Origin of the sequence: Streptomyces sp. NPDC056738, from assembly GCF_042790435.1 — a bacterium.
Classification (GTDB): domain Bacteria; phylum Actinomycetota; class Actinomycetes; order Streptomycetales; family Streptomycetaceae; genus Streptomyces.
Window position 1 is genome coordinate 106557 of record NZ_JBHTZF010000001.1, and the last position, 11980, is coordinate 118536.

5 protein-coding genes are annotated in these 11980 nt (G+C 72.9%); all 5 read right to left on the reverse strand.

Annotated features, from left to right (window positions below; genetic code table 11):
- Positions 1-3: 3 nt before the first annotated feature.
- A complete protein-coding gene (locus ACFRIC_RS00385; protein ID WP_382778233.1) occupies positions 4-7785 on the reverse strand; it encodes an amino acid adenylation domain-containing protein in 7782 nt (2593 codons plus the stop codon).
- Positions 7786-7831: 46 nt separating this feature from the next.
- Positions 7832-9019 carry an NAD(P)/FAD-dependent oxidoreductase gene (locus ACFRIC_RS00390; RefSeq protein WP_382778234.1) on the reverse strand — a complete coding sequence of 396 codons (1188 nt, stop codon included), beginning with the start codon at positions 9017-9019 and terminating at the stop codon, positions 7832-7834.
- A gap of 77 nt (positions 9020-9096) precedes the next feature.
- The gene (locus ACFRIC_RS00395; RefSeq protein ID WP_382778235.1) at positions 9097-9324 is read right to left on the reverse strand and encodes an acyl carrier protein; all 228 of its coding nucleotides are present in this window, start codon (positions 9322-9324) and stop codon (positions 9097-9099) included.
- Entirely contained in the window at positions 9324-10892 is a 1569-nt protein-coding gene (locus ACFRIC_RS00400) for an amino acid adenylation domain-containing protein (RefSeq protein ID WP_382778236.1), read from the reverse strand. The genes ACFRIC_RS00395 and ACFRIC_RS00400 overlap by 1 nt, the downstream gene beginning before the upstream one ends.
- Before the next feature lie 189 nt (positions 10893-11081).
- Positions 11082-11930, reverse strand: a complete 849-nt coding sequence (locus tag ACFRIC_RS00405; RefSeq protein WP_382778237.1) for an LmbU family transcriptional regulator — start codon at positions 11928-11930, stop codon at positions 11082-11084.
- Between the last annotated feature and the right edge of the window lie 50 nt (positions 11931-11980).

An 11980-nucleotide genomic window follows, 5' to 3' on the forward strand; every position in this document is an offset into this window, starting at 1 on the left:
GAGCTACTCCTCAACGTTCATCTGTCGGAGCTGGAGGCGGTTCGACCGGCCCGACGTCTCGATCCGGGCCGCCAGTTCGGCGACGGTGGGGCTGCGGAAGACGGTCGTGACCTTCACGTCGACGCCGAGCTCGTTGCGTATGCGGCCGACCAGCCGGGTGGCCAGCAGCGAATGCCCGCCGTTGTCGAAGAAGTCGACGTCGATGCCGACCTCGTCGGTGTCGAGCAGCTCGGCGAACAGCCGGCACAGGACTTCCTCGTTGTGGTTGCGCGGCCCCCGCCCGGTGGCGGTCTCGGCGCGGTCCGGTGCGGGCAGGGCGCCGCGGTCGAGTTTCCCGCTGGGGGTGGTGGGCAGTGCGGCCAGCGTCACGAGCGCGGTGGGCACCATGTACTCGGGCAGCCGTTGCCTGGCCAGGGCGGTCAGGGCCGCGAGGTCCGGGCCGTCCGCCGCGACGCCGGGGGCGGGGACCAGGTAGGCGACCAGGCGCTGGTCGCCGGGGTGGTCCTCGCGCACCAGGGCGACCGCGGTGTCGATGTCGGGGTGTGCGGTGAGGGCCTGCTCGATCTCCCCGAGTTCGATGCGAAAGCCGCGGAGCTTGACCTGGAAGTCGGAGCGGCCGATGTACTCGACCTGGCCGTCCCGGCTCCAGCGCACGACGTCGCCGGTGCGGTACATGCGGGTGCCGGGTGCGCCGAAGGGGCAGGCCACGAAGCGGCCCGCGGTCAGGGCGCTCTGTCCGAGGTAGCCGCGGGCGAGCTGGTCGCCGGCGAGGTAGAGCTCGCCGGTGACCCCGGCCGGCACCGGGCGCAGGGCCGCGTCCAGGACATAGACCTGGGTGTTCCACACCGGTGTGCCGATCGGAAGGCGGCCGCTGCCGGGCACGTACTGGTGGGCGGTGACCTCGACGGCCGCCTCGGTGGGCCCGTAGAGGTTGTTGGCGGTGCAGTTGGGCAGCAGTTCGGTGACCCGCTGGGCCAGCGCGGGTGGGAACGCCTCGCCGGCGACCTCGATCCAGCGCAGGCTGGTGCAGTTCCCGGCGGCGGGTTCGGCGATGAACGCCTCCAGCAGGGAGGGCACGAAGTCGGCGCCGGTGACGTGTTCGCGGTGGATCAGTTCCGCCAGGTAGGCGGGGTCGCGGCGGCCGTCGGGGCGGGCGATGACGACGGCGGCGCCGGCCTGCAGCGGGGCGAACAGCTCCGGCACCGACACGTCGAAGCTGGCGGTGGTGCTCAGCAGGACGCGGTCCTCGGGTGTGACGTCGAAGTGCGCCAGTCCCCAGCGGAGCCGGTTCATGATGGCGTGGTGGGCCACGGGGACGCCCTTGGGGCCGCCGGTGGAGCCGGAGGTGAAGATGGCGTAGGCGGCGTTGTCCGGCGACAGGGTGCGCTCGGGGTTCGTGTCGGGGTGGGCGCAGACGTCGGGGAGTGTCCCGTCGAGGACCAGCAGGGGGCGTGCGCTGTCCAGGACGTGCCGTACCCGGTCCTCGGGCAGTTCGGTGTCGACGGGCAGGTAGGCGGCGCCGGCCTTGACGACGGCGTAGATCGCCACCAGCAGGTCCACCGAGCGGGGGATCCTGACCGCGACGAGCTGTTCGGGTCCTGCGCCCTGTTCGATGAGCCAGTGCGCGAGGCGGTTGGCGCGGGCGTTGAACTCGGCGTAGGTGAGCCGCTCGTGCTCGCCGATCAGGGCGAGGCGGTCGGGGGTGCGGGCGGCCTGGGCCTCGAACGCGTCGGGCAGGGTGTCGGGGGTGAGGGGGTGGGCGGTGTCGTTGATCTGCCGTACCAGCAGGTCGTGTTCCTCCTGGCCCAGCACCTCCACGGCGGCCAGGGGCACCGAGGGGTCCTCGAGTACCTGTTCCAGTACGCGCACGAGCCGGGCGGCGATGGTCTCGGCCGCCTGGTGGTCGTAGAGGTTCTTCTGGTAGTCGAGGGACAGGCGCAGGTAGGGGTCGGAGGAGTTGAGGGTCAGGGGGTAGTGCGAGCCGGCGAAGGGGCGGATGGCGTCGATCGTGAAGCCGGCGGAGGTGTTCGCCTCGACGATGCCCTCGCGGTCGACGGGGTAGTTCTCGAACACCACGATCGTGTCGAACAGGGCGGGCAGGCCGGTGCCGCGCTGGATGTCGGCCAGGCCGTAGTAGTGGTGGTCGAGGAGGGTGACCTGCCGGTTCTGCAGGTCGGTGATGACCTCGCCCAGGCTGGTGGCGGGCGTGCACCGGGCCCGGGTGGGCAGGGAGTTGATGAACAGGCCGACCATCTCGTCGCTGCCGGTCACATCGCCGGGGCGGCCGTTGACGGCGGCGCCGAACACCACGTCGTGCTGCCCGGTCAGTTTCGAGATCAGCACCGCCCACGCGCCCTGCAGCAGGGTGTTGAGGGTGACGCCGAGCTGGGCTGCGCGCCGGGCCAGTTCGCGGCCCTTGTCGATGGACAGCGGCACCTCGACCCGTCCCAGCGAGGACGCCTGGCCCCGGGAGGTCAGGCCCGCGGCCACCAGGGTCGGCTCGTCGAATCCGTCGAGCTCGGCCTTCCAGCGGGCGGCGGAGGCCTCCTTGTCCTGGCGGGTCAGCCAGGCCAGGTAGTCGCCGTAGGAGCGGACCGGGGGCAGGGGTGCGGTGCCGGCGTACAGCCGCACCAGGTCGGTGATGACCATCGGTGAGGACCAGCCGTCGAACAGGGTGTGGTGCGCGGTCAGGACGACCTTGGACCGGTGGGGTCCGCAGGTGAGCTGGGCCAGGCGCAGCAGCGGCGGCCGGGTGGGGTCGAGCTGTTCGGCGCGGTCGGCGGCCAGGGCCGCGTCCAGGGCCGCGTTCTGCTCGGCCTCGCTGCGGCCGGTGAGGTCCAGGTGCCGCCAGGGCAGTGTGACGTGCTCGGGGACGACCTGGACGGGCTCGCCGTCGGCGGTGGCCAGGAACGCGGAGCGCAGGTTGGGGTGGCGTTCGAGCAGGGCCTGTCCGGCGGCCCGCATGCGGTCGGGGTCGACGTGTCCGGACAGGTGCAGCACGAACTGCATGTGGTAGACGTCGAAGGCGCCGTCGGCGAGCGCGGCCTGGAACTGGATGCCGGACTGTCCCGGGGCCTGCGGCCACACCTCGGTGAGCGGGCCGTAGCGCTGTTCCCAGGTCTCCAGGTCGCCCTGGCCGACGGTGACCAGCGGGGCGTCGCCGGGGGTGAGGCCGCCGGCCCGGCCGCCGGCGGCGTAGGCGGCCATGCCGTGCAGGATCCGTACCCACAGGTCGGCCAGTTCGCGGGTCTGTTCGCGGGAGAGCACCCCGGTGGGGAACATGAACGCGGCCTGCAGGCGGGTGCCCTCGTCCGTGTCGGTGGCGACGGAGTTGACCTCGAGTGCGGACAGGGCGGGCAGGTCCGGGTCGGGTTCGGCGATCAGTTCGGCGGACCAGGACGCCGGTCCCCATCCGTGCTCGCGCAGGTGCTCGGGCACGTCCGTCTCGGAGATCCGGCCGAGGTAGTTGAACCCGATCTGGGGGACGGCCAGGCCGGTGAGCTGTTCGGCGGTCTCGGGGTTGAGATGGCGCAGCAGTCCGTAGCCCAGGCCCTTGTCGGGGGCCTGGCGCACCTGTTCCTTGACCAGTTTGATCGCCTGGCCGGCGGCGGGGCCGCCGGCCAGCACGGCGTCCAGGTCCACCGCGCCGACGTCGACGCGGGCGGGGTACATGGTGGTGAACCAGCCGACGGTGCGGGAGAGGTCGGCGCCGGGGACGGCGTCCTCCTGGCGGCCGTGTCCCTCCAGGCGGACCAGGGTCGGGCCGGCGGCGGTGCGCCACTGGTCCACGGCCAGGGCGAGGGCGGCGAGCAGTACGTCGGTGCCGGTGCCCTTGAACGCGGCGGGCAGTGTGGTCAGTACGGCGTCGGTGATGTCGGCGGGAAGCTGGACCCGCACGGTGTCGACGGTGGACCACACGTCCAGGGCGGGGTCGAACGCCCGTGTGCCCAAGGGGGGGTTGGGTGATTCGAGGAGGTCGCGCCAGTACGGCAGTTCGGCTTCCCGCCGCTCACTCAGGGCCTCGTCGGCCAGCGCGGCCGCCCAGCGGCGGGCGGAGGTGGCGACCGCGGGCAGTTCGGGCGTGGTGCCGGAGCTGACCTGCTGCCAGGCCTCGGCGAGGTCGGACATGAGGATGCGCCAGGAGACGCCGTCGACCACGAGGTGGTGCAGCACCACCAGCAGCCTGCCCTCGCCCGACGCGGCGGCGAACCAGACGAAGTCCGCCATGGTCCCGGCCTCGGGGTCGAGGCGGCCGAGGGCCTCGTGCAGTTCCGCCTTCGCCGCCGCCAGCGCGGACGGCTCGTCCCAGCGGCCGGCGCAGTCGACCCGGCGGATCACGTCCGCGGCCCGTACGCTGCCCGCCGCCCGGGCCACGAGCAGCGGTTCGTCGCCGGGGACCAGGCGGGCGCGCAGCAGGTCGTGCCGGTCCAGGACGGCATCCAGGGTCGCGGCCAGGTGGTCCGCGGTGATGCCCGCGGGCAGTTCGAGGACCATCGACATGGCGAACCGCCCGGTGCCGCCGCCGTGTTCGAACACGTGCCGGGCCACCGGCTGCAGCGGCATCGGGCCCACCCCGCCGCTCTCGTCCTCCTGCAGGACGGGCGTTCGGCCCTGGCGGGCGGAGGCGACCTCGGCGAGGCGGGCCGCGGTGCGGCACTCGAAGATCTCCCGCGTGGACAGCTCCAGGCCGCGGGCGCGGGCGCGGGCGACGACCTGGATGGAGCGCAGGCTGTCGCCGCCGACGGCGAAGAAGTCGTCGTCGGCGCCGACGCGTTCCACGCCCAGGACGTCGGCGTAGGCGGCGGTGATGACCGCCTCGGCCTCGGTGCGCGGTTCGCGGTAGGCCTCGCCGAGGAACTCCGGTTCGGGCAGGGCGGCGCGGTCCAGTTTGCCGGTCGGGCCGAGCGGGAGGCGGCCCAGGGCGACGAAGGCGGCGGGCACCATGTAGTCGGGCAGGCGGGCGGCGGTGAACTTGCGCAGTTCGGCGGAGGAGGCTCCGGCCAGGACGTCCACGTCGCCGATGCCGCCGGCGCCGTCGTCGCCGACGGCGCCTTCGCCGGTGTGCACGACGTAGGCGACGAGGCGTTTGCCGCCCGAGGGGACCTCCCGGCTGATCACCACCGCCTCGCTGATCCCGGGGTGCTGGGTGATGGCCGCCTCGACCTCGGCGGTCTCGATGCGAAAGCCGCGCACCTTGACCTGGCCGTCGCCGCGGCCCACGCATTCGAGCTGTCCGCGGGCGTTGGTGCGGGCCAGGTCGCCGGTGCGGTACATCCGCTCGCCGGCCGGCCCGTAGGGGTCGGCGACGTAGCGTTCGGCGGTCAGGGCGGCGCGGCCGTGGTAGCCGCGGCCCAGGCAGGTCCCGGCGACGTACAGCTCGCCGATGACGCCCTGGGGCACCGGGGCGAGGCCGGGGCCCAGGACGTAGGCGCGCATGTTGCCCAGCGGGGTGCCGATGGGCACGACGTCGCCGTCCGGCCATTCCTGGGCGGGGTCCAGGGCGAAGGCGGTGGCGTAGAAACTCTCGCTCTGGCCGTAGGAGTTGACGATCCGGGCGGCGGGCAGGGCCTGGCGGACCTGGCGGACCAGCCGGCCCGGGAGCACGTCGCCGGCGAGGACGACGGTGTGCACGTCGGGGGCGTTGCCGAGGTGGCCGGCGAGTTCGCCCAGCACCGAGGGGACGCCGGAGACGATGTGCCCGTCCCACCTGTCCCGTTCCGCGAGCGCCAGCGCGTTGGCGACGATCTCGGCGGTGCCGCCGGTGCTCAGGGTGGTCAGCAGCTCGAAGAGGGAGACGTCGAAGTTGACGGAGGTGCCGGCCAGCATCCGCCACCCGGGCGGCGCGTCGAGGACGCCGATGAGTTCGCGTACGCCGTCGACGACGCCCCGGTGGGTGAGGGCGGCGCCCTTGGGCTTCCCGGTGGAGCCGGAGGTGTACATCACGTACGCCAGGTTGTCCGGGGCCGGCGGCGTGCGGCGCACCGTGTCGTCGGCGGCGTCGGCGGCGTCGGGGGCCGGTTGCCAGTCGGCGCGTTCGTCGAGGCGGACGACGGCGGCGATGTCGTTGGCGGGGATCTCGCGCCAGGTCGCGGTGTCGGTGACCGCGTAGCGCGGGGCCGCCTGGCCGAGCACGCTGTGGGCCCGTCCCTGGGCGTACTGCGGGTCCAGCGGCACGTAGCCGGCCCCGGACTTGAGGATGCCCAGCAGGCCGATCACCAGGTCCTCGGTGCGGGGCAGCGCGAGGGCCACCAGGTCCTCGGGGCCGGCGCCGCGGCGGATGAGCTCGTGGGCGACCGCGTTCGCCCGCTGGTCCAGTTCCCGGTAGGTCAGCGTCCGCTCGCCGCACACGAGGGCCGGGGCGTCGGGGGTGCGGGCCACCTGGCTCTCGAACAGGTGCGGGATCGTCTCCCCCGGCCCGGTCGCGGCGGTGCGGGCGGGCCGGCCGAGCAGCAGGTCGCGTTCGGCCGTGTCGAGGACGTCGAGGGTGGCGATCGCGCGGGCGGGGTCGGCCACGAGCCGGCCCAGCACGCGCACGAAGCGCTGGGCGATGGCCTCGGCGGTGTCCTGGTCGAAGAGGCTGGTGGCGTACTCCAGCCGGCAGGTGGCGCCGCCGGCGCTGTCCGGGAGCAGGTCGAAGAACAGGTCGAACTTGGCGGTGTCGGTCTCCAGGCGTTCGACCTGCACGTCCAGGCCGGGCAGTTCGAGCGGCGGCACGGGCGGCTGCCAGGAGAGCATGACCTGGAAGAAGGGGTTGTAGGCGGTGGAGCGGTCGGGGTTGAGGAGTTCCACCAGCCGCTCGAAGGGCATGTCCTGGTTGTCGTAGGCGGCCAGCGAGCGGTCGCGGACCTGGTCGAGGAGGTCGTGGAAGGTGGGGGTGCCGGAGAGGTCGACGCGCAGCACCCAGGTGTTGACGAAGAAGCCGACGAGGTCGCGCAGTTCCTCGTCGGTGCGGTCGGTGATCGGCGCGCCGATGGACAGGTCGTCGCCGCAGCCGAGGTGGTGCAGGAGCACCGCCAGCGCGGCGTGCATGACCATGGAGACCGTGGTGTCGGCCGCGGTGGCCAGTTTCTCCACCGCGCCCAGCAGGTCGGGGTCGATGGTGAAGGGGATCCGGTCGCCGGCGGGGCTCATCACCCGCGGGCGCGGGCGGTCCGCGGGCAGGGCCAGCGGCTGCGGCAGGTCGGCCAGCGTCTGTGCCCAGTAGGCGAGTTGGCGGGCGGAGACGCTGTCCGGGTCGGATTCGTCGCCGAGCACCTCGCGCTGCCACAGCGTGTAGTCCGCGTACTGCACCGCGAGCGGCTCCCAGGCGGGGGCGCGGCCCTTCGCGCGGGCGGCGTAGGCCGTGGTGAGGTCGCGGAACAGCGGTCCGAAGGACTCCCCGTCCACGGCGATGTGGTGTGCGACGACGACGAGGGTGTGCTCGCGGGGGGCGCAGCGCAGCAGTCGGGCCCGCAGGGGGATGTCGGCGGCCAGGTCGAAGGTGGTGGTGGCGGCCGCGGTGACGGCCGCCACCCGCTCCTGCTCGGTGACGTCGGTGACGGCCAGGTCGACGGGCTCGTCCCCCGGCGCCAGCACCCGCTGGTGCGGGACGCCGTCGCCGTCCTCGACGATCACGGTGCGCAGGACCTCGTGGCGGTCGACGACGTCCGCGAGGGCGGCCCGGAGCGCGCCGACGTCCAGGTCACCGGTCAGCCGCAGGGCGAAAGCGCCGTTGTAGGTCGGCGAAGGGCCTTCGAACCGGTCCACGAACCACAGCCGGCGCTGCGCGAACGACAACGGGATCATTGTTGTGTCTCCATATCGGCGGAACCAGGAGGGAGCGGGCGGCGGCTCAGCTCAGGTCGAGCAGGTCCAGCAGTTCGTCGTTGTAGAAGTCGTCGATGGAGCACGCTCCCGACAGGGTCGAGAAGTAGCGGTCGATGTGCTCCTGGTGGCCGACCAGGTGCCGCAGCATCTCCACGCGGCCCTCGGGCTTGAGCTCGGCCACGTTCAGGGCGCCCTGGTAGTGGCTGAGGGCCTCGCCGCTCAGGTCGTTCTCGTAGCGCTTGAGGGCGGTGCGCAGGGCGGCGTCGTCGTGGAGCTGGGTGCCGACGTGGTCGACGAGGGACTGGGCCTGGACGAAGGCCTCGGTGATGCCGCGGGCGGTGATGGAGTCCTTGTGGTTGACCGCGTCGCCGACCAGGACCCAGCCGGGTCCGTAGGCCTTGCGGAAGTAGTTCTCCTGGTGGCCGGTGCCGTAGATCTGCTCCACGCGCCGGCCCGCCTGCATCCGCTCGTACAGTTCGGGCGCCGTGGTGCGGAAGGAGTCGAGGTAGAAGGGCTCCACTCCCTTGCGGACCTCGTTGTAGAGGTCCTGGGGGAAGTAGGTCATCAGCAGGGTCAGGTCGTCGTTGGTGGGGATGACGCCGATCCAGCGGCCGGGCCGCTCGTAGAGTTCGAAGTGCGAGGGGACGTCGGCCCAGTAGCTGTAGTAGGTGCAGCTCACCCGCGGGTGCTCGATGACGTTCTGCGCGCCGGTCTTGCGGGCCACCAGCGAGCGCATGCCGTCCGCGCCGACGACCAGGCGGGCCCGCTCGGTGGTCTCGGTGCCCTCGGGGGTCGTGTAGCGCACGCCGGTGACCCGGTCGTCCTGCCACACCAGGTCCTTGACGGCGCAGCCCTCCCGGAAGTCCACGCCGGCCTCGACGGCTCCCTCGGCGAGCAGCGGGTCCAGGACGTAGCGCCGGGGCGCGTAGGTGTGGTCCAGGCCGTCGACCGGCAGGGAGAAGCCCTCGATGCGCACCCCGGGGCCCTGGTAGCTCTGGCGGGTGATGGGCCGGCAGCCCGCGTCGCGGAGCTTGCCGAGCAGCCCCCAGCGGTTCAGCAGCCCCATGCCCTGCATGTGGATGTAGTGCGAGGACAGGGTGTCCTGCGGGAACCGGGCCTTCTCCAGGAGCAGGACCCGGTAGCCCTGCCGGGCGAAGAGCATGGCCGTCGGCGAACCCGCGCAACGGGCACCGATGACAATCACGTCGTACATGGGCGCGCCTCTCTAACCAGGTAGTTTTCTGCACGCGACGCGGCCCGTGGGCCGGTGGTCCGGGTGGGTCCGGCGCGCTATCGGTGCGGTGTCAGGGATTCGATGTACGTGGAGATCGACGCCACCGTCGGGTGGAGGAACATCTGGTCCATGGGGACCTCGGCGCCCAGTTCCTCCAGGAAGGCGCCCTGGATCCGGACCATGATCACGGACTGGCCGCCGAGGGCGAAGAAGTCGTCGTCGGCCGCGATGTCCTCGCGTCCCAGTTCCCGGCACCAGATGGCGCGCACGCTGTCGGCAGTCATCACAGTCCTCGGTTCTTGAGGGCGTCGACCAGCGCCGCGCGGTCGACCTTCCCGTGCGGGCTCAAAGGAATGGCCGCCACCTCGACGAAGCGGGCCGGGACCATGTTGCGCGGCAGGGTCGTAAGGAGGCGGGCGCGCACGGCGTCCTCGGCGAGAGCGCCCGCCTCCGGTACCACGAACGCGGTCAGCTCGGCCTCGCCGGCGTCGGTGTGGGTGACCGCCACGGCGGCCTCGCGCACCTCGGACAGCCTGCCGAGCGCGCGCTCGATGTCGGTGGGGTCGATGCGCATGCCGCGCACCTTGACCTGGGCGTCCATCCGCCCGGCGACGACGAGGTCACCGGCCTCGGTGACCCGGCCCCGGTCGCCGGTGCGGTACAGCCTGACCGGGGTGCCGTCGATCTCGACGGTGGCGAACTTGGTGTTCTCGGGGCCGGCGGCGCCCAGGTAGCCGGCGCCGACACCGGCGCCGGCGATGCAGATCTCGCCGTCCTCCCCCGCCCGCACACCGCGCAGCCGCTCGTCGAGGAGGTGGATGTCGGTGTTGTACGCCGGCCGGCCCACCGGGGCGATGTCGTGCTCGCCGGCCCGGTAGCCGGCGAGGTCGAAGGAGGTGGCCACGTCGGTGCACTCGGCCACGCCGTACTGGTGCAGCAGGGTGCAGGTGTTGCCCTCGCGGCGCATCCAGTCGGTGAGCCGCTCGGGCTTGAGCGCCTCCCCGCCGAAGAGCACGTAGTCCAGGCGGGTGAGGGCGTCGCCGCCGCGCGCGTTCTCCCAGTCGATCAGCACGTACAGGGTGCTGGAGGCGCAGTGCACGACGCGGATGTCGTGCTCGCGCAGGACGCGGTAGGCGAGCATGGCGTCGAAGTTGCGGCTGGCCAGCAGGTGCTGGGTGGCGCCGCAGAACAGCGGTGTCATCAGGGCGCGTTGGGACAGGTCGAACCCGAACGCGCTGACGACGAGGTTGTGCGAGCCGCGGTGCAGGCCGTATTCGAGCCGGAGCCAGTTCATCAGGTTGAACCAGCCCTCGTGGCGCACCGCGGTCAGTTTCGGTGTGCCGGTCGAGCCGGAGGTGAAGACGGCGTAGCAGAGGTCGTCGCCGGTGACGGTGATGCCGGGAGAGGTGGCCGGCAGGCTCGCCAGGTGGTCGGCGAGCTCGTCGAGGTCGACGACGTCGACGGCCGCCGTCTCGACCATGGCGGCCGTGGCCGGGGAGGCCACGATCAGGGCGAGTGAGGGGACCTGGTCCAGCAGGAGCTGGAGCCTGGCGGCCGGGTAGGCCGGGTCGAAGGGCACGTAGGCGGCGCCCGCCTTCAGCGTGCCGAGGATGGCGACGAGCAGGTCGACGGAGTAGTCGAGGCAGAGGCCCACCTTCGCGCCGCGGCCGTGTCCGCGCGCGGTGAGGAAGTGCGCGAACCGGTTGGCCCTCGCGTCCAGTTCGGCGTACGTGACCTGCCGGCCGGCCCGGACGACGGCGACGGCGTCGGGGGTGGCCTGCGCGTGCTCCTCGAACTGCTGGTGGACGACGGGCGCCGAGGGCAGGGCGACCCGCTTTCCCTGAAGGATCATCAACTGACTCCGATATGAGGGGTGTCCGGTGGGACGAGCCGCCGGCCCGCCACGCGGTGCGCGTCCGGGCGATGCCGCGTTCCGGCGGTACGCGTCCGGGCGGTGCGCCGGTGGGTGGTGCGGTGGGCCGGTGGTGCGCCGGTCGGGTGGTGCCGGGGCCGGTGGGTGATGCCGGCGGGTGGTGCCGGTTCAGGCGGTGCGCCGGCCGGTGGCGGGGCCTTGCGGGTGCCGGCCCGGGGTGGGGCGGCCCGCGGGGTGCAGGTCGGTGGCGAGGCGGTCGGTGGCGGGGCGGTCCGTGGCGGGGCGGTCCGTGGTGTCGAGCGTCCGGGTGACCCACTGGGCGACGGGCAGGCCGTGCGTGGCGGCCGCCCGGGAGTAGTGCTCCAACTGCTCCGCGGACAGCTCGATGGTGAGCGTGGTGACCTGGTGCCGCTGCTCGGTACCGGCCTGGCGCCGTTCGGCGGCGGGCTCGGCGGGGTGGGGCACGTGCGCTTCCCGCTCCCCCGGACCGGGGCTGGTGCCGGGACCGGTGCCGGGGTCGGTGACGGTGCCGGGGTCGGTGGCGGTGCCGGGGTCGGTGGCGTCGCTCTGTGCGGCCAGGCCGGCGCGGACCGCCCTGCGCAGTTCGTTGCGCGACCACTTCTGCTGTTCGGCCCGGCGCAGCCAATAGTCCTGCTCCGGCGGCGAGAGGCGGGTGACCTCGGCGTGGTGGGCGAAGCTGAGGCTGTCGCGCCGGCGGTGGTGCTCGAAGCGGCGGGCCACCCACGCGTAGTTGCGCAGGGTCTGGTAGTCGAGCCCGGTGCGCTCGATCGCCTCCTTGTAGCGCCGCCACCCGTAGGTGGCCTCACCGTAGAGCAGCCAGTCGGCGAGCCACCACGCGGAGGAGTTCACCAGTTCGCGCAGGTTGGCGCCGATCCGCTCCCAGGACCGCTCCGGCAGGTTGGGAGGCAGGACCATCCCCGATTTCTGCACCGTGGCCTGCGATCCCACGAAGGACAGGACCACGTCGCCCTGCGCCGGCGCACGGCCGGCGTCCACGGGCCCCGGTCCGGGCCTGCCCGCGGTTCTCACAGCCCCCGTCACAGTGT